Source organism: Erythrobacter sp. (assembly GCF_035194505.1).
Lineage (GTDB): Bacteria > Pseudomonadota > Alphaproteobacteria > Sphingomonadales > Sphingomonadaceae > Erythrobacter.
The window spans coordinates 1152997-1171164 of sequence record NZ_CP136573.1 but is presented as its reverse complement, the minus strand read 5'-3'; the positions used below and the strand labels follow the sequence as shown (position 1 = coordinate 1171164).

The following is an 18168-nucleotide window of genomic DNA, read 5'->3' as shown; positions in this document are numbered from 1 at the left end:
GCACAAGGGAACAATTGCGCCCTTGCCCGATTTGCTCTCTTGTCCCTGACGGGTGTAAGGCTACAAGCCCCGCCAGACGCAAGAACCTATGCACATTTACGCGAACCCCACCCGTTTTCTCGCTCTGGCGAAGTGGCTGATGCCGCTGTGCTTCTGGAGCGGACTTGTGCTGTCGCTCGGCGCGGTGGGATGGGGGCTGTTCATGGTCCCGCCGGACCGGCTGATGGGCGACACGGTGCGCATCCTCTTCATCCATGTGCCCGCCGCGTGGCTCGGCATGGGCGGCTGGGCCGGGATCGCGATTTCCTCCGCGATGCTGCTGATCTGGAAGCACCCGCTTGCCGCGATTTCCGCACGTGCGATTGCGCTGCCGGGTATGGCCTTTTGCGCGATCTGCCTTGCCACCGGATCGATCTGGGGTCGGCCGACCTGGGGCACCTGGTGGGAATGGGACGGGCGGCTCACTTCGATGCTGGTGCTGCTGTTCCTCTATGCCGGTTACATCGCGCTCACCGAAGCTGCCGCGCGCGAGGGCAGTTCTTCAAAGATCGCAGCGATTTTCGGGATGGTCGGCGCGGTCAATGTGCCGATCATCAACCGCAGCGTCGTGTGGTGGAATTCGCTGCACCAACCGCCCAGCATCACCGCTGGCAAGAGCGCGATCGAGCCGACCTTTCTGGTGCCGCTGCTGATCGCCGTGCTCGGTTTTTCGCTCTTGTTCGGCGGGATCGTGCTGATGCGGATGCGCACGCTGATTGCTGACGCGCAGGTCGAGGCGCGGCTGCGGCGGCAGGCGCTCGATGATGATGCGCCGCCCGTCAGCGCGCCCGTGATGGAGCAGGCCTGATGCGCGAGGAGTTGAACCAGTGGGATTTCGTGTGGCTCGCCTACGGCATCTCGGGCGTGGCGCTCGCGGTGCTGATCATCTGGGCGTGGCGCGCCATGGCCCGCGCCGAAGCGCGCCGTGACGCGACGCGGCGACGCTGACCTGAGGATATGGGATGAAAGCCAAGCATCAACGTCTGATCCTCGTGATCATCGCTCTGCTCGCCATTGTCGGCGCGGGGCTGCTGGCGGCGTGGGGTCTGCGCAATCAGGCCAATTATTTCTACCTGCCCGAGCAGATGGCCAAGGCTCCGCCCGAAGTCGGCCAGGCCGTCCGGCTGGGCGGGATGGTGCAGAAGGGCTCGATCACAACCGAGGCTGACGGCGTCACCGTCAACTTCATGGTCACCGGTAACACCGCCGATGCCATTCCGGTGCGATATAGCGGCATCCTGCCCGATCTGTTTGTCGAGGGTTCGGGCGTGGTGGCCGAGGGCAGTCTTGATGACAATGGCACTTTCGTCGCCACCAATCTGCTCGCCAAGCATGACGAGAATTACGTGCCCAAGGAGCTTGAAGGCATGGGCACGGATGAAGCGGCCAAGATGGCGGCGGATACGACGGTGGGGCTGAGCCAGTAACCATGGATCTGCGGACGGGGACCAGACGATGATTGCCGAAATCGGATTGGCTGCCCTCTGGCTTGCAGCCGCGCTGGCGGTGTTGCAGATGATTTCGGGCGGCTTTGCCCTGCGCGGGGCAGAGGACGCGCCCAATCCGCTGGCGATCTATGTGCGCCCCGCCGCGATCGTGCAGGCCTGCCTTGCGGTGCTGGCCTTCGGCTTGCTGCTCTATGCCTTTGCGATCACCGATCTTTCGATCAAGCTGGTCGCCACCAATTCCCATTCGATGAAGCCGCTGGTCTACAAGCTGACCGGCACCTGGGGGAACCACGAGGGCTCGATGCTGCTGTGGGTGGGGGTGCTGGCGCTTTCGGGCGGGCTGCTTGCCGCCTTTGAAAAGCGCCTGCCCGAACGCACCATGGGCGCGACGCTGGGCGTGCAGGGCTTTGTGGCGCTGGGCTTCTACGCCTTCCTGCTGCTCTCCTCCAATCCCTTCGAGCGGCTGCCGGTGCCGGCGCTGGAGGGCTCGGGCCTCAATCCGCTGCTGCAGGACATCGGCCTCGCGATCCACCCGCCGACGCTTTACGCGGGCTATGTCGGCCTGTCGGTCGCCTTCAGTCTGGCGATGGGCGCGCTGCTGACCCGTCAGGTGAACCCCGACTTTGCCAAGGTGATGCGCCCCTGGGTGCTGGGGGCCTGGGTGCTGCTGACCTTCGGGATCACGGCGGGCTCCTACTGGGCCTATTACGAGCTTGGCTGGGGCGGCTGGTGGTTCTGGGATCCGGTCGAGAACGCGAGCTTCATGCCGTGGCTCGCGGCGACCGCGCTGATGCATTCGGTGAGCGTGCTGGCCGCGCGCGATGCGCTGCGCACATGGACGATCATGCTCGGCGTGCTCGCCTTCTCGATGTCGATGCTCGGCACCTTCCTGGTGCGTTCGGGTGTGCTGACCAGCGTCCATGCCTTCGCGGTCGATCCGGAGCGCGGGGCCTTCATCCTCGGGCTGCTGGGGCTCTATATCGGCGGGGCCTTCACCATCTTTGCCCTGCGCGCAGGCGCAGTGGCCGAGGGCAAGCGCTTTGCCGCGACCAGCCGTGAAGGCGCGCTGGTGTTCAACAATGTGATGCTCTGCGCGATCCTTGCGATTGTGCTGTTGGGCACGCTCTACCCGCTGCTGACCGAGGCCTTCGATGTGCGCGTCAGCGTCGGCCCGCCCTATTTCAATCCGGCCTCTGCGATCTTTGCGGTGCCGATGTTCCTCGTCATGGCGGTCGGCCCGATTCTGCGCTGGAAGGACGACAAGCCGGCGCGCATCCAGTTCGAGGCGATGCTGGTGGCCGCCGTGCTGATCGGGGTGATTGCGCTGGTCAGCTTCTTCGGCAGCTTCCCCTTCCTGCCGCTGCTCGGCCTCGGGCTGGCGGCAGCGCTGGCGGTAGCGGCGCTGCTGCCGCTGCGTGGACGCAAGCTCACCCGCGTGCCGGTGGCGACATGGGGCATGGTGCTCGCGCATTTCGGCGTCGCGGTCTCGCTGTTCGGCATGGCCTGCGAGGGCGCCTTCACCCAGGAACGGCTGGCAGCCGTTGCCGTCGGCGGGACCGAACAGGTCGGCGATTTCGCGGTCACGCTCGGCAGCGTCACGCCGGTGGCCGGCCCCAACTGGACCGCGATCGAGGCGCGCATTTCTGTCAGTCAGGACGGCGGGGAGCCGGTGATCCTTGCCCCGCAAGCGCGCACCTTCTGGTCGCCCCCGCAGGCCACCAGCGAAAGCGCGCTGCTGACCCGCTGGAACGGGCAGCTTTATGCGGTGCTCGGCAATCAGGCCGAGGATGGCCGCTGGCAGATCCGCCTGTGGTGGAAGCCGTTTGTCACCTTCATCTGGTATGGCGGGCTGCTGATTGCGCTGGGCGGCGTGCTGGCGATTGCGGGCCGGGTGCGGGTGGATGTGAAGCGCCGCAAGGCTGCGGCCATGGGCGCGGCGCGGCGGGCCGATATCGAGGCGCTCGGGCAAGCCGCTCCGGTGCCGGCGGAGTAGGGCTGATGCGCAAGGGATTGTGGCTCTGGGTGCCGCTCGCGCTGTTCGCCTTCTTTGCGGGGCTGGCGGGTTACATGCTGACGCAGGAGAAGGACCAGTTCGTCGAGAGCACGATGATCGGCCAACCGCTGCCCGATTTCGCGCTCGATCCGGCCTTCGGCGGCCTGCCGGGCACTGCCCGGGCCAACATGGTGGGCGGTGCGCCGCGCCTGCTCAACATCTGGGCAAGCTGGTGCGTGCCCTGCATCGCCGAGGCCCCGCAGCTCGAAGCCCTGAAGGCACAAGGCGTGGAAATCGTCGGCATCGCCATTCGTGACCGGCCCGAGGATGTTGCCAATTTCCTCGGCCAGTACGGCAATCCCTACAGCCGCATCGGGTCTGACCGCATTTCCGAAGTGCAGCTGGCGATCGGCTCGTCCGGCGTGCCGGAGACCTTCGTGATCGATGCCAAGGGCGTGATCCGTTACCAGCATATCGGCGACATTCGCGCCGATGACGTGCCGGTGCTGCTGGCCGAACTGGAGAAAGCCCGATGATCCGCGCCCTCTTCGCCATCGCGCTGGTGGTGCTCGCGGTGCTGCTGCCCCGGCCGCTGGGCGCGCAGGATACGATGCCGCCCGCGCCCTATGCCTATAACCAGCTCGACGATCCCGCCAAGGAAGCCCAAGCCGCCGCGCTGATGGCGACCTTGCGCTGCCTCAAGTGCCAGTCGCAGTCGATCGCCGACAGCGACGCGCCGATGGCGGGCGACATGCGCCATCAGGTGCGTGCCCGCATCCTTGCCGGCGAGAGCCCCGAGCAGATCCGCGCGTGGCTGATCGCGCGCTACGGCGATTATGTCAGCTACGAACCCGAAGTCAGCGCCACCACCTGGCCGCTGTTTGCGGTGCCGGTGCTGGTGATCCTGATCGTTGCGGGCGTGTTGCTGCGGCGGCTGGGCAAGCGGCGCTCGGATGCCGATACCGATGGGGGAGAGACGGCATGATCGGCGGCTGGCTGGCAGTCCTCGCGCTCGCGCTCGCGGCTTTTGCGCTCGCGGCCTTCCTGCTGCGCTTGCCGCGCGAGGGGCTGTCGCTGTTTGGCGCGGTGCTGGTGTTCGGCCTTGCGGGCTACGCCTGGCAGGGCTCGCCCGGCCTCGCTTCGGCACCCAAGAGCGAAGCGCCTGCCATCGCCAATCAGGGCGAGGCGATGGTCGAGGGGCGCGCCGCGCTGTTCGATCGCACCGCGCCGCCGCCCGATTATCTGCTGACCTCCGATGCCTTTGCCCGGCGCGGCCGCTTTGCCGATGCGGCAGGCCTCCTGCGCAAGGGCCTTGAGGACAATCCGCGCGATCTGGAAAGCTGGCTGGCGCTTGGCATGGCGCTGGTCGGCCATGCGGACGGCTTTGTCACCCCCGCCGCCGTGCAGGCCTTCGGCCGCGCCCGTGCGATCGATCCGGCCCATCCCGGCGCGGACTACTTCCTCGGCTTTGCCTATCTCCAGAGCGGCGAGGTGCGCGCGGCGCGCAATGTCTGGGCCAGCCTGATCGAGCGTTCGCCCCCCGATGCCCCGTGGCGCGACGGGCTGGAGGCGGAAGTCGCGCGGCTTGACGACATGATCGCCCGCGCGCCGATGCTTCAGGGTCAGTGACCCCTGTGAGACGCCCGCGCGTCTTGTGTTGCAGCTGCGAAAAGGCGGTGCTAGGCGCGCCGCCTCATCTGTCGGAGTCGGTCCGGCGGACTGGGCAGTACCGAGGATCACGGGAAATCCACCTGAGATGACCAATAGCGCAGCCACCGCCCAGCCGGGCCATTCCCACGGCCATCGCACCTCGACCGTGACCCTCGCGATCGGCGCGGTGGGCGTTGTCTTCGGCGATATCGGCACCAGCCCGCTTTACGCCTTCCGCGAGACCTTCGCCGCGCACAACGGTGCGGCGCGGATCATGCCCGATGCCGCGCACATCCACGGGGTGCTGAGCCTCGTGTTCTGGTCGATGATGATGGTGGTGACGGTCAAATACGTCCTCACCATCATGCGCGCCGACAACCGCGGCGAGGGCGGGAGCCTGGCGCTGCTGGCGCTGATCCGCCACGCATCGGACAGCGCGAAGTGGACTGCGCCACTGGTGCTGCTCGGCGTGTTCGCCACCGCCCTGTTCTACGGCGACAGCATGATCACGCCGGCGATATCGGTGCTCTCGGCCACCGAAGGCCTGCAATATATCGTGCCGGGTTTCGAGCCGTGGATCGTGCCCACCGCGGTCGCGATCCTTGTGGGCCTGTTCGCCTTCCAGTCACGCGGGACGGAGAAGGTCGGCAAGCTGTTCGGGCCGATCATGCTGACCTATTTCGCGATGCTGGCGACGCTCGGCGTGATGCATCTTTCGGCCAATCCGGCGATCATCCTCGAGACGATCAATCCGCTCAACGCCCTGCATTTCTTCGCCACCGACGGGTTTACCGCCTTTGTCGCGATGGGCAGCGTGGTGCTGGCGGTGACGGGGGCCGAGGCGCTCTATGCCGACATGGGCCATTTCGGGCGCAAGCCGATCGGCCTGTCGTGGGTGACCTTCGTGTTCCCGGCGCTGATGCTGAACTACATGGGGCAGGGCGCGATGGTGCTGTCGCAGACCTCTCCGGAAGCGACGGCGGCGCTGATCAAGGATCCCTTCTTCCTGATGATCCCCGATATGGTGAAGGTGCCGGTGGTGATCATCGCGCTGCTCGCCACGATCATTGCCAGCCAGGCGGTGATCTCGGGCGCCTTCAGCCTTACCCAGCAGGCGATCCAGCTCGGCTTCATCCCGCGCATGGACATCCGCCACACCAGCGCCTCGGCTGCGGGGCAGATCTATATCCCGGCGATCAACTGGGGCCTGATGGTAATGGTGATCCTGCTGGTGCTGTTCTTCCAGTCGTCGAGCAACCTTGCAGCGGCCTATGGCATCGCGGTGACGGGGGCGATGTTCATCGACACACTGCTGCTCGCGGCGGTGCTGTTCAGCCTGTGGCGCTGGCCCTTGTGGAAAGCGGGGCCGCTGGTGCTGGCCTTCCTGATCGTCGACGTTGCCTATTTCGGCGCGAACCTCATCAAGGTGCCGCAGGGGGGCTGGGTGCCGCTCGCCATCGGCTTCGTGATCTTCACCTTCCTCACCACCTGGGCGCGCGGGCGCAAGCTGATGCGCGAACACATGAGCGAGAGCGCGCTGCCGCTCGAGATCTTCGCCAAATCGGCCAAGGGCTCGGCCCTGCGCGTGCCGGGCACCGCGGTGTTCATGGCCTCGACCACGGCTGGTGTGCCCTCGGCGCTGCTCCACAATATCAAGCACAACAAGGTGCTGCACGAGCGTGTGGTGATCCTCACGATCAGCATCGCCGACGTGCCCTATGTCGATCCCGAAGCGCGCTGCGAGATGACCGATCTGGGCGACGGGTTCTACCGCGCGGTGCTGAACTACGGCTTCATGGAAGAGACTGACGTACCGCAGGGCCTCAAGACGATGCAGCGTTGCGGCGGCGAATTCGACATGATGCACACCAGCTTCTTCCTCTCGCGCCAGACTCTGATCCCGAGCGATCACCCCGGCATGCCGATCTGGCGCGAGAAGGTGTTCGCATGGATGCTGCGCAATGCGGCGAGCGCGATGGACTTCTTCAAACTGCCGACCAACCGCGTGGTCGAACTGGGTAGCCAGATCGAGATATGAGCGCGCGCCGGGCGCTGCTGCTTGCCGCCTTGCTGCCGATGCTGGCAGTGGCCGCCTGCAACAGCCCTGCGGCCCCCGATCCGGCTCCGGACAGCACAGGCGAGGCGGCGATGATCAATCCGGTGGTCCATTTCGAAATCCCCGTGACCGACATGGACCGCGCGGCCGCCTTCTACGAGGCCGTGCTCGGCCACCCGCTCACCCGCGAGAATGTCGACGGCTATGAGATGGCCTTCTTCCCCCGCGCCGATGGCCGCTTCGGCGCTTCGGGCGCGCTCGCCAAGGGGGATGTCTATCGCCCCTCGCATGACGGGCCGGTGATCTATTTCGACGTACCTGACATCGACGCCGTGCTTGCGCGGGCGACGGCGCGCGGGGCCAAGGTGCTCTATCCCAGGAAGGATATCGGCGCGGCCGGTTTCGTCGCCGAGTTCGAGGATAGCGAGGGCAACCGCATCGCGCTGAGCCAGCCCAAGGACTGAGCCCGCCTCACCCCGTCGGGGGTTCGTCCTTCAGGACCTCGTCCTTTTCCTCGAAGCTGAGGCCGTGCTTCAACAGCATCGGCAGCTGGCTGAAGGTGAAGAGGAAGGTCAGCGGCAGGAACACCCAGATCTTGGCCCACAGCCAGCCTTCGAAGTCCATCTGCGCGCGCAGGACTTCGTTGAGGATCGCAAGGCCGAGGAAGAACACCCCCCAGTTGCGCGACAGCTTGAGCCAGCCTTCGTCCGAAAGGCCCTCGAAGGCGGCTTCGAGCAGCACCTTGAGCATCGCCTTGCCGAGCGCAAAGCCCGCGAGCAGCACCACCCCGAAGCTCGCATAGATGATGGTCGGCTTCAGCTGCACGAAGGTCGGATCGCCGAAGAAGATCGTGAGGCTGCCGAAGCCGACGATCAGCGCGGTCGAGAACCACAGCATCGGCGAGACCTTGCCCAGCCGCCATTTCGAGATGGCGAGCGCGGCGACCGCGGCAATCATGAAAGCGCCCGTGCCATAGATGATCGCGCCGATCTCGCCCGCGGGGCTGGGATCAGCCGGAGCGTTCATCCGGTAGACGCCGAGGAACACCAGCAGCGGGCCGTAATCGACCGCAACATTGAGCCAGCTGGAGGCGGCTTTCTTCCCTTCGCTCTGGCTCATCACGCAATCCCGGCAATCACCCGTGCCACCAGATCGGGGTCGAACGGACGCAGGTCTTCCATCTTCTCGCCCACGCCGATCGCGTGGATCGGCAGGCCATATTGCTCCGCCGCCGCCACCAGCACACCGCCACGCGCGGTGCCATCAAGCTTGGTCATGATCAGGCCGGTGACGCCCGCGACTTCCTTGAACACGTCGATCTGCGCGAGCGCGTTCTGGCCGTTGGTGGCATCGAGCACCAGCACCACGTCATGCGGGGCTTCGGGATTGAGCCGGCCGAGGACGCGGCGGATCTTGGCCAGCTCCTCCATCAGCTCCTTCTTGTTCTGCAGTCGGCCTGCGGTGTCGACGATCAGGGCGTCGATCCCGGTGTCGGTTGCCTGTTTGACCGCATCGAACACGATCGCCGCCGGATCGCCGCCTTCCGGCCCGCGTACGATATCGACCCCGATGCGTCCCGCCCAGGTGGCGAGCTGGCCGATGGCGGCAGCGCGGAAGGTGTCGCCCGCCGCCAGCAGCACGCCGTAATCATCCTCCATGAAGAGGTGCGCGAGCTTGGCGATGGTGGTGGTCTTGCCGCTGCCGTTGACGCCGATCACGAGGATCACCTGCGGGCGCGGGAAGGCGGTGATCTCCAGCGGCTTGGCCACAGGACGCAGGATCGCGGCGATTTCCTCCGCCACGGCCTCCTTCAACTCGCGCGCGGAAATTTCGAGCCCGAAGCGCTTCTCGGCAAGCTTGGCGCGGATACGTGCCGCGGCCGAGGGGCCGAGGTCCGACATGATCAGCGCATCCTCGACTTCGTCGAGCGTTGCATCGTCAAGCTTTGCCGTGCCGCTGCTCACGCCCGAAAGGTTCGCGGTGAGGCGCTCGGACGTCTTGGCGAAGCCGCCGAACAGGCGCTGCGTCCAGCTGGTTTCACTCATACGAGCAGGCCCTCCCTGACCTCGCGCACGGTCACATTGACGATGCTGCCCGCCGCCGTCCCATCGGGCAAGGCGACGCGGGCGTAATTGGGCGCATAGCCCGTGCCGTCGCGTTCCGCGAGGACGGGGAGCGTTTCGCCCACAAGCGATTGAAGCCACGCGGCGCGGGTATCGGCGGCGCGGGTGCGCAGGTCGGCAGCGCGGGCCTTGATCACCTCGCGCGCCAATTGCGGCATGCGCGCGGCCGGCGTGCCCGGGCGGGGCGAGAAGGGGAAGACATGGGCATGGACGATGCCGAGTTCGTCGATGATCGAAAGGTTCTGCGCGTGGTGCGCCGCGTCCTCGGTCGGGAAGCCGGCGATAATGTCTGCCCCCACGGCGATGCCGGGCCGCAGCGCCTTGAGGCGGCTCACCAGCTCAACCGCATCGGCGCGGGCATGGCGGCGCTTCATGCGCTTGAGGATCAGGTCTGCCCCGTGCTGGAGCGAGAGGTGGAGGTGCGGCATCACCCGCGTCTCGTGCGCCAGCAGATCGAACAGGGCCGGATCGATCTCCACCCCGTCAACCGAGGAGAGGCGCAGGCGCGGGAAGGAAGGGAAGGCGGCAAGGATTGCTTCGACCAGCACGCCCAGTCCGGGGGTGCCGGGCAAATCATGGCCCCAACTGGTCAGATCCACGCCGGTGAGAACGATCTCCTGCGCACCCACCGCCAGATGGGTCTCGATTTCGCGCAGCACGGCGGTGACGGGGAGCGAGCGGCTCTGCCCCCTGCCTTGCGGGATGACGCAGAAGGTGCAGGCGTGATCGCAGCCGTTTTGCACCGCCACGAAAGCACGGGTGCGCGCCGGAGCGAGCGGCGCGGCTTCGCCCGCCACGTTCCAGCTGCGCGGATCGAGCTTGGCGGCATTGGCGATGAGGCCGTCGACCTCTTCCATCGCGCCGATCGTGTCGCGATCGATCTCGGCCGCACAGCCGGTCACCATCAGGCGGGCGGTGGGATGATCGCGGCGTGCGCGGCGGATCGCCTGGCGCGTCTGGCGCAGCGCTTCGCCGGTGACAGCGCAGGAATTGACGACGACGAGGTTGTGCTCGCCCGCCAGCATGGCGCGCATCCGTTCACTCTCGGCGATGTTCATGCGGCAGCCGAGCGAAATGATCTGCGGAGCGTTCAAGCCCCGGCTCCCCCGGCGTAATCGTCCCAATCGAAGGTGCCGGTAAAGCTGGTGGTGGCAGGCCCGGTCATCACGATCGTGCCGCCCGGCTCCCACGCGATGGTGAGATCGCCGCCGGGCAGAGTGACGCGCACCGGGCTCTTAACGAGGCCGCGCCGGATCGCTGCAACTGCTGTGGCGCAGGCGCCCGTGCCGCAGGCCCGCGTCAGGCCTGCGCCGCGCTCCCAGACGCGCAGCTTGAGATGGTCGGGGCCGGCGATGTGCGCGACATTGACGTTGACCCGCTCGGGGAACAGCGGATCATGCTCGATGATCGGGCCCAGCCGGTCGAGTTCCACCGCGTCGGCATCCTCGACGAAGAAGATCGCGTGCGGATTGCCGACATTGACCGCCATCGGCCCTTCCAGCGTCTCCCAACCCACCGGCATGATATGCGTGTCCATCGGATAGGCGAGCGGGATCGCATCCCAGTCGAAGCGTGGGGCGCCCATGTCGACCCTTGCGCCGCCTGCCGTGGGTTCGAGCGCAATCGGCCCGCCGCCCGTATCCACCACCGCAGGCGCGCCATGGAGCAGCGCCACCGCGCGGCTGCCATTGCCGCATGCGCCGACCTCGCTGCCATCGGAGTTGAAGAACCGCACCCTGAAATCGTGGACCTCGCTCGGCTCCAGCAGGATCAGCTGATCGAACCCGATCCCCGTGCGCCTGTCACCCAGCGCGCGCGCGATATCCGCCGTCATCATCGGCAGCGGGCAGGCGCGGGCATCGAGCACGACGAAGTCGTTGCCCAGCCCGTGCATCTTGGTGAAGGCGATGGTCTTTGTCACGGCCCGTGCATCTATGCACGCGGGGGCCTCGCGTCCAGTCCTGCCGCGGCAGGATCAGGAGTTGGCGGCGTGGGGCAAGCTGGTGCTGCCGGTCTGGCCGCAGCCAAGCGTGCGCACACCTTGCGCCTTGCCGAGCTTGCCCGCGCGGGCCAGCCGCTCGCGCACCTGATCGGCGGTTTCGGGCTTGCCATAGACATAGCCCTGCGCCTTCAGTTTGCCCATCGAGCGCAGTGCGTCGAGGATTTCCTCGTCCTCCACGCCCTCTGCCGTGAGCGGCAGATCAAGCCCGCGGCCCAGCGCGATGATCGCATCGACCAGCCGCGAACGGCTCGCCGGCTGGCGCAGTTCGCTGATGAAGCTGCGATCGATCTTGATCCGGTCAAACGGCAGGTTGCGCAGCTGTTCGAGGCTCGAATAGCCGGTGCCGAAATCATCAAGGCTGATGTGCACACCCTGGTTGCGCAGGGACGTGATCATCGAGCGCACCAGCGTGATGTTCTCGTGCAGGCAGCTTTCGGTGATCTCGATCTCCAGCCGCTGGGGCGGGAAATTGGCAGCGACGAGGCGCTTCAAAAGCCGCTGCGCAAACCACGGATCGCGCAGCTGCACCGGCGAGATGTTGATCGACAGCGTCAGGCTGTCGTCCCATTCGCGCGCATCGGCAAAGGCGCGGTCCATCAGCTGTTCGGAGAGCTGGGTGATGAGGCCCATTTCCTCGGCGATGGGGATGAAGATTTCCGGGCTGACGACGCCCAGCTGTTCCGAATGCCAGCGCGCCAGCATCTCGAACCCGACCAGCTCGCCGCTGTCGATATCCACCTGCTGTTCGTAATAGGGCACGAATTCGTTCTGACCGATCCCGCGGCGGATGCCGGTTTCGAGCTGGTTGCGGAAGCGCAGCTCGTTTTCCATGCTGGTCTCGAACCAGAAATGGCGGTTCCGGCCCTGCTTCTTGGCGTGATAGAGCGCCATGTCCGCGCGGTGCATCAGGGTTTCGGCATCGACCACGGGGCCGGGCGAACCATCGGCTTCGTGATCGGTCGAAAGGCCGATCGAGACGCTGAGTTCAACCGTGACCTGGCGCACTTCGAGCGGTTCGGCGATGCTCGCGAACAGGCGGATCACCAGATCGTCGATACGCTCCATGTGGCCCACCGGATAGGCCATGACAAAGCCAAATTCATCGCCGCCCAGACGCGCCAGACGGGCCTCGCGCGGGAGCAGTTGGCGGATCCGTTCGGCCAGCTTGACCAGCGCCGCGTCGCCGCAGGAATGGCCATACATGTCGTTGATCTGCTTGAAATTATCGAGATCGATCATGCAATAGACCACGGCCTCGCCGCGCATTGCGGCACGCTCGCGCAGTTCTTCAGTGGCCTCGATCATCGCGCGCCGGTTGAGGCAGTGGGTCAGCGGGTCGGTGGCTGCCAGCAGGCGGGCCTGATCCTCGGCGCGGCGCCGCTCGGCGATCTCGCGGGTCAATTCCTGATAACGCCGCCAGCCGAAGATGATCAGCGCGATATTGAGCAGCAGCGCGCTCACCAGCAGGCGGTTGGGCTCCTGGCCGCTGCCGAGCAGCGAGAACACCGCATCGGGCACGACCGCGCCGCCGGTTGCCACCAGCAGCAGGATCGCGGCCGCAGCAATGCCCAGCGCCACGACATCGCGTTCGGCGCTCTTCAGCGGGTTGGGTGATTCGTGTTCCGTCAAAACCGTCAGTCCTGCGCAATTGCCAAAGGCGGACCGGTTGTCCCGGAATACGCCCTTGTCCTCGCAGGATATCGCAGGGCTCGCTAAATATCGGGTTAATCGGCTGCGGGACTTGGCGAGGGGCGGCCGGGCGCGCTAACGGCGCGGGGATACACCGTGCCATTCCGAGGAGCCGCCTTGCCATGCCCAATTACTGGCTGATGAAGTCCGAGCCGTTCAAATATAGCTGGGATGATCTGGTGGCCGAGGGCGAGGGCACATGGGACGGGGTGCGCAACTATCTCGCCCGCAACAACCTGATGGCGATGCAGGTGGGTGACGAGGCCTTCTTCTACCACTCGCGCGAGGGGCTTGAGATCGTCGGAATTGCCGAAATCACCGTTACCGGAATCGGCGATCCCACCGATGAGACTGGCAAGTGGGCTGCGGTGAAGCTTCGCGCGAAGGAGAAATTCGCGCACCCTGTCACGCTGGCGGCGATCAAGGCCGAGCCGCGGCTGGCCGAGATGCAGCTCGTGCGCCTGTCGCGCCTGTCGGTCTGCGGGGTGACCCCGGCGGAATGGCAGGTGATCTGCGAGATGGCAAAAGGCTGATTCAAGGGCTCAATGTTTCACGTGAAACATCGCCCCTGGCACCCTTCACCGCTGCCAACTGCGTGCCAACTGCCTGCTAACTCCCACCCAAACAGGGGTTGGATTCGCAGGGTTCAGCCTTTTGCGCGTGCCCGCAGGCCGGAAATCGTCGCGCCGCTTGCGGCAATCCGTTCGAGATCGGTGAGGGCGTGGATCAGGCGGATGCCGGTCCGGCCCCTCGCTTCTTCCAGCGCGGCGATGAATTCCTCGGTCGTCGTCACCTTCGCGCTCAACGCGCCATAGGCCGCGCCCAGCATCGCGAAATCGGGATTGGCGAGCACGGTGGCTGACACGCGCCCGGGATATTCGCGCTCCTGGTGCATGCGGATCGTGCCGTAGGCGCCGTTATCGACCACCACCACGATGAGGTTCGCGCCGTGTTGCGCGGCGGTGGCGAGTTCCTGACCGTTCATCAGGAAGTCGCCGTCCCCCGCCACGGCGACCACGGTGCGCTCCGGATAGCGCAGCGCAGCGGCGACCGCTGCGGGCACGCCGTAACCCATCGCTCCGCAGGTGGGCGCGAGCTGGCCGGGATAGGCCCGGTAGTGCCAGTGGCGGTGCCACCATCCGGCAAAGTTGCCCGCGCCGTTGCAGATCATCGTGTCGTCCGGCAGCACTTCGCGCATCGCCGCAACGCACAGCCCCAGATCCATCGTTGCGCCCGACGCTTGCGGTGTGCTCCATGCGAGCCATTCGGCATGGGCCTCAGCCCCCGCATCGAAGGGGATCACCGCGCTGTCTTCCCACAGGGCGGCGCATTCGGCGAATTCGTCCACCCCACAGCACAGCGCCAGATCGGTGCGATAGACCCGGCCCAGCTCCTCGGGATCGGGGTGGATGTGGACCAGCGTCTGCCCGGGGTGTTCGAGCGTGGGGATGGTGTATCCGTCGGTCGTCGCTTCGCCCAGCCGCGCGCCCACGGCGATGATGAGGTCGGCGTTCCTGATGCGCTCGACCAGCCCGGGGTTCGGGCCATAGCCCAAATTGCCAGCATAGACCGGGCTATCGGGCGCAATCGCGTCCTGACGGCGGAAAGCAGTGGCGACGGGCAATCCGATGCGCTCGGCAAAGGTCTGGAAGTTTTCGCGCGCCTTCGCGTTCCAGCCCGCCCCGCCGATGATCGCGACCGGGCTCGCCGCATCGGCAATCAGATCGAACAGCGCGGCCATGGCATCGGGGCACACAGCCTGCGCGGTGCGGGTGACGAAGGGGCGCGGCGCAAGGCTGGCGGGTACCTCGTCGACCAGCATATCCTCGGGCAGGGCCAGCACCACCGGGCCGGGCCGCCCGTTCATCGCCACGGCATAGGCACGCGCGACATATTCTGGGATGCGCGCCGGATCATCGATCTTGGCTGCCCATTTGCAGACGGGTGCGAAGAAGGCCGGAAAATCGACCTCCTGAAAGCCTTCGCGCCCCTGCATGCCGCGCGCCACATCGCCCACGAAGAGGATCATCGGCTGCGAATCCTGATGCGCCACATGGACGCCGATCGAGGCATTGGTCGCGCCCGGACCGCGGGTGACGAAGGCCACGCCCGGCCGCCCCGATCCTGCGGCGTTCATCGCTCCGTCGGCGCAGGCCATGAAAGCCACTCCACCTTCCTGACGGCAGGTGACCACCTCGATTTCGGGATGATCGGGCAGGGCATCGAGCACGCTGAGGAAGCTTTCGCCTGGCACAGTGAAGATCCGGTCGCACCCTTGGGTTGCAAGGCAATCGACCAGCAGCGCGGCGGCGCTACGCATGGCTTGAGGCACGTGAACTCTCCCGTCGTCTGCGCCAGCCTCTACAGCCGCGCGCGCGCCCGCGCAAACCGCGTGCAGATGGTTAACACCGGTCTAACCTGTGCCACGCTGCGACACCGCCGCCTTCGTCCTGTCCTACGGTTAAAAAAGTTTTAACGTGGGCCCATTGACGAGGGAGACGAGTCCGATGCGCCGCAGCCTGGTTCTCACTGACGAGAGTGCCCGCCACTGGTTCCGCCGGAGCCTGCCGCCGCACGTGAAGCGCGATCTCATTCCGATTCCGGCCGAGGATCTGTGGCGCCTGACGATGGCCGATATGCGCGGCTTTGCCTCGGTCTATCTGGCGGCGACGGCGGCGATCCTCGCCTTCATCATCTGACAGCGATTAACCCGCGGCCGGTTCTTCCAGCGCATGAAGCTTGGTCGCCAGCCGCGCTGACAGCACGCACAGGACGAGGCTGATCAGCACCTGTTCTTCGAGCGGGATGCCGAAGAAGCCCAGCGTTCCGGCCACACCCGCGCCCACCACCATATAGATCGACGAGATGAAGTTGTTCGCCGCGACCGAGCGCGAGGCTTCGGACTTGTCGACCTTGGTGGTGAGGAAGGCATAGAGCGGCACCACGAACATGCCCCCTGCCACCGCGATCAGCAGCAGGTTGAAGGTCAGCAGCAGCGCCAGCGGCTGGGCAAGGAACTCGCTCACTGTGAACAGTTCGCCCGCAGGCTTCAGGTCCCACATCCGGCACAGGGCGTAAAAGCCCACCAGCAGCACGCCCAGCACCAGCACCGAACGGGCCGAATAGCGCGCCGAGATATCGCCCTTGAGCAGCGCGTTGATCGAGACCGATCCGATCGCGATGCCCGCCGAAAACGCCACCAGCAGGACGGCAGCGACCTGCTTGTCGGCCAGCAGCACATTCTTGGCGAGCGGGATGAACTGCACCGAGAGAATGGCGGCGATGGCCCAGAAATAGCTGATCGCCAGCACCGAATACCTGAGCTCGAGATTGCCCATCGAGAAGGCGATCAGGTCCCTCGAGGCGCGGATCGGGTTCCAGTCGACCTTGGTCTCCTCGGTCTGCGCAGGCGCTGGCGGCACCCAGCGGCACACCATGTAGCCGATCAGCGAAATCGCGACGACCGCCGTGATGCTCCACATGATCGGCATCGCCCCGCCCAGCATCATGCCCACGAGGATCGCGACGTAGGTGCCGGCCTCGACCAGACCCGTGCCGGCCAGCACTTCGTCGGGTTCCAGATGCTGGGGCAGGATCGCGTATTTGATCGGGCCGAAGAAGGTCGAATGGACGCCCATCGCGAACAGCGCGACGAACATCAGCGGGATCGCCAGTGTTTCCACCGAGATACCGCGCGCCGCGAGCACCAGTCCCGTCGCGCCGACGGACATGATGATGATCTCGGCAAACTTGATCCAGCGGATGATCTTGGTCTTGTCGCGCATGTCGGCGAGCTGGCCCGAGGTGGCCGAGAACAGCACGAAGGGCAGCACGAAAACGGCGGTGGCGACGCCGCTGATGAGCGTCTCCATCTCGGGCGAATCGTAGACCGAATAGACCACGAACAGCACCATCGCGTTCTTGTAGAGATTGTCGTTGAGCGCGTTCAGCAGCTGCGTCAGGAACAGCGGCAGAAACCGCCGCTGGCGCATGAGATTGGTCGATGTGGTCATGCAGGTGGTGTTCGCTGCCTTGCTGGGGGTTTGCGGGACATAGCGCGCAGGCAGGCTTTCACAAGTCCCGCATCTGCGGGCAAGCATCGTGGACGGGCGGAGCGGCAAGGCTTTCACGCCTGCGCATGGCGCGCTACAGCGGGTGTCAGAGATGCTGAACCTGCCCAACATCCTCACCATGTCGCGCATCTTCGCGGTGCCGCTCCTGGCCTTCTTCCTGTGGTGGCCGGAATGGCGGCTGGGCTATCTGATCGGCTTTGTGCTCTATTGCATCATCGCCATCACCGATTTCTTCGACGGCTATCTGGCGCGCGCGCAGGGGACAGTCTCGAAGCTCGGCATCTTCCTTGATCCGATTGCCGACAAGATCATGGTGGCCGCGGTCATTCTGGTGCTGACGGCGCAGGGCTATCTGCGCGGACCCTATGCGGGCGATGTCCATGTGATTGCCGGCCTCGTCATCCTGATCCGCGAGATCGCGGTCTCGGGCCTGCGCGAATTTCTGGGCGGGATTCAGGTTTCGGTGCCGGTGTCCAAGCTCGCCAAGTGGAAGACGACCTTCCAGCTGGTGTCGCTGGGGGCGCTGATTCTGGGCGGGGCGGTTCACGGCCAGCCGTGTCAGGCCCTGGCAGGCGAGGGCTGCGGCACCATCGCGCAGAACTGGGTGCATCTGGTCGGGCTCGTCAGCCTGTGGACGGCGGCGGTGCTGACCTGCGTGACCGGCTGGGATTATCTGCGCGTCGGCCTCAAACATATGGATTAAGGCTGGCCCAAGGCCTTCAAGATACGCTATAACTTAGATTATGGGACCGGATGCAGCGCCCCCGGCGGGGCTCTATGTCAGACAATTGATGGAACACGCGGGCCAGTTGCGACGCGATGCGCGCGCGGCCTTTGACTTGGGTGATTACGAGCGCGCGGCGATGTTGCTCGACCGGGCGGAGATGCTTGCGGATGATGTTGGCGCGCTGGTCGATGCGATCGAGGAGCGCCAGACCACCGACGTCATGCGCAAGGTGGCCGAACACCACGCCGCCGCCAGCGCCGGTGCCTCGCGCCTGTGGCGCCGCGCCTTCCCCAACCGCGCCCGCAAGATCGGCGCGATGCTGGGGGCAGGGCTGGCCATGAGCCTTGCGCTGACGGAGTGCTGAGGGG

20 protein-coding genes are annotated in these 18168 nt (G+C 65.9%); 13 read left to right on the top strand and 7 right to left on the bottom strand.

Features of this window, described 5'->3' with window-relative positions; all coding sequences use genetic code 11:
• Window positions 1-88: 88 nt before the first annotated feature.
• From ccmC to RSE14_RS05810, 9 genes are all read left to right on the top strand, one after another.
• Window positions 89-847 (top strand): heme ABC transporter permease CcmC, encoded by a 759-nt coding sequence (gene ccmC / locus RSE14_RS05850; RefSeq protein WP_324076285.1) that lies wholly within the window; start codon window positions 89-91, stop codon window positions 845-847.
• Window positions 847-987 carry a heme exporter protein CcmD gene (ccmD, locus tag RSE14_RS05845; RefSeq protein ID WP_324076284.1) on the top strand — a complete coding sequence of 47 codons (141 nt, stop codon included), beginning with the start codon at window positions 847-849 and terminating at the stop codon, window positions 985-987. The genes ccmC and ccmD overlap by 1 nt, the downstream gene beginning before the upstream one ends.
• Before the next feature lie 14 nt (window positions 988-1001).
• On the top strand, window positions 1002-1466 hold the full coding sequence (ccmE, locus tag RSE14_RS05840) for a cytochrome c maturation protein CcmE (RefSeq protein WP_324076283.1): 465 nt from the start codon (window positions 1002-1004) through the stop codon (window positions 1464-1466).
• Between the two features lie 28 nt (window positions 1467-1494).
• The gene (locus RSE14_RS05835; protein ID WP_324076282.1) at window positions 1495-3480 is read left to right on the top strand and encodes a heme lyase CcmF/NrfE family subunit; all 1986 of its coding nucleotides are present in this window, start codon (window positions 1495-1497) and stop codon (window positions 3478-3480) included.
• A gap of 5 nt (window positions 3481-3485) precedes the next feature.
• On the top strand, window positions 3486-4016 hold the full coding sequence (locus tag RSE14_RS05830) for a DsbE family thiol:disulfide interchange protein (protein WP_324076281.1): 531 nt from the start codon (window positions 3486-3488) through the stop codon (window positions 4014-4016).
• Window positions 4013-4465 (top strand): cytochrome c-type biogenesis protein, encoded by a 453-nt coding sequence (locus RSE14_RS05825; RefSeq protein ID WP_324076280.1) that lies wholly within the window; start codon window positions 4013-4015, stop codon window positions 4463-4465. Before RSE14_RS05830 ends, RSE14_RS05825 begins: the two co-directional genes overlap by 4 nt.
• Entirely contained in the window at window positions 4462-5109 is a 648-nt protein-coding gene (locus tag RSE14_RS05820; protein WP_324076279.1) for a tetratricopeptide repeat protein, read from the top strand. Before RSE14_RS05825 ends, RSE14_RS05820 begins: the two co-directional genes overlap by 4 nt.
• A gap of 127 nt (window positions 5110-5236) precedes the next feature.
• On the top strand, window positions 5237-7168 hold the full coding sequence (locus tag RSE14_RS05815) for a potassium transporter Kup (protein WP_324076278.1): 1932 nt from the start codon (window positions 5237-5239) through the stop codon (window positions 7166-7168).
• The gene (locus tag RSE14_RS05810) at window positions 7165-7650 is read left to right on the top strand and encodes a VOC family protein (protein ID WP_324076277.1); all 486 of its coding nucleotides are present in this window, start codon (window positions 7165-7167) and stop codon (window positions 7648-7650) included. Before RSE14_RS05815 ends, RSE14_RS05810 begins: the two co-directional genes overlap by 4 nt.
• Before the next feature lie 7 nt (window positions 7651-7657).
• Here RSE14_RS05810 and RSE14_RS05805 read toward each other — a convergent pair whose 3' ends face one another.
• The 5 genes from RSE14_RS05805 to RSE14_RS05785 all read right to left on the bottom strand — a co-directional run bounded on the left by RSE14_RS05805 (window position 7658) and on the right by RSE14_RS05785 (window position 12940).
• Window positions 7658-8305 carry an inner membrane-spanning protein YciB gene (locus RSE14_RS05805; protein WP_324076276.1) on the bottom strand — a complete coding sequence of 216 codons (648 nt, stop codon included), beginning with the start codon at window positions 8303-8305 and terminating at the stop codon, window positions 7658-7660.
• On the bottom strand, window positions 8305-9231 hold the full coding sequence (gene ftsY / locus RSE14_RS05800) for a signal recognition particle-docking protein FtsY (protein ID WP_324076275.1): 927 nt from the start codon (window positions 9229-9231) through the stop codon (window positions 8305-8307). Before ftsY ends, RSE14_RS05805 begins: the two co-directional genes overlap by 1 nt.
• Window positions 9228-10403, bottom strand: coding sequence for a MiaB/RimO family radical SAM methylthiotransferase (locus tag RSE14_RS05795; RefSeq protein ID WP_324076274.1), 1176 nt, complete (start codon window positions 10401-10403; stop codon window positions 9228-9230). The genes ftsY and RSE14_RS05795 overlap by 4 nt, the downstream gene beginning before the upstream one ends.
• Window positions 10400-11203: a diaminopimelate epimerase gene (gene dapF, locus RSE14_RS05790; RefSeq protein WP_324076838.1), complete on the bottom strand. Its 804-nt coding sequence runs from the start codon at window positions 11201-11203 to the stop codon at window positions 10400-10402. The genes RSE14_RS05795 and dapF overlap by 4 nt, the downstream gene beginning before the upstream one ends.
• Before the next feature lie 81 nt (window positions 11204-11284).
• The gene (locus tag RSE14_RS05785; protein WP_324076273.1) at window positions 11285-12940 is read right to left on the bottom strand and encodes a putative bifunctional diguanylate cyclase/phosphodiesterase; all 1656 of its coding nucleotides are present in this window, start codon (window positions 12938-12940) and stop codon (window positions 11285-11287) included.
• 182 nt (window positions 12941-13122) lie between these two features.
• Between RSE14_RS05785 and RSE14_RS05780 the strand changes: the two genes are divergently transcribed.
• Window positions 13123-13533 (top strand): EVE domain-containing protein, encoded by a 411-nt coding sequence (locus RSE14_RS05780; RefSeq protein ID WP_324076272.1) that lies wholly within the window; start codon window positions 13123-13125, stop codon window positions 13531-13533.
• Between the two features lie 113 nt (window positions 13534-13646).
• Here the strand turns inward: RSE14_RS05780 and RSE14_RS05775 are convergent, their stop codons facing one another.
• A complete protein-coding gene (locus RSE14_RS05775) occupies window positions 13647-15320 on the bottom strand; it encodes a thiamine pyrophosphate-binding protein (protein WP_324076271.1) in 1674 nt (557 codons plus the stop codon).
• 187 nt (window positions 15321-15507) lie between these two features.
• Here RSE14_RS05775 and RSE14_RS05770 point away from each other — a divergent pair, with 187 nt between their 5' ends.
• Window positions 15508-15699, top strand: a complete 192-nt coding sequence (locus RSE14_RS05770; protein WP_324076270.1) for a hypothetical protein — start codon at window positions 15508-15510, stop codon at window positions 15697-15699.
• Between the two features lie 6 nt (window positions 15700-15705).
• On the opposite strand, the gene RSE14_RS05765 is transcribed toward RSE14_RS05770, so the two are convergent.
• Window positions 15706-17013 (bottom strand): MFS transporter, encoded by a 1308-nt coding sequence (locus tag RSE14_RS05765; RefSeq protein ID WP_324076269.1) that lies wholly within the window; start codon window positions 17011-17013, stop codon window positions 15706-15708.
• Between the two features lie 151 nt (window positions 17014-17164).
• On the opposite strand from RSE14_RS05765, the gene pgsA reads away from it, so the two are divergent.
• Window positions 17165-17776 carry a CDP-diacylglycerol--glycerol-3-phosphate 3-phosphatidyltransferase gene (pgsA, locus tag RSE14_RS05760; protein ID WP_324076268.1) on the top strand — a complete coding sequence of 204 codons (612 nt, stop codon included), beginning with the start codon at window positions 17165-17167 and terminating at the stop codon, window positions 17774-17776.
• A gap of 40 nt (window positions 17777-17816) precedes the next feature.
• Window positions 17817-18164, top strand: coding sequence for a hypothetical protein (locus tag RSE14_RS05755; protein WP_324076267.1), 348 nt, complete (start codon window positions 17817-17819; stop codon window positions 18162-18164).
• The last annotated feature ends 4 nt before the right edge of the window (window positions 18165-18168 follow it).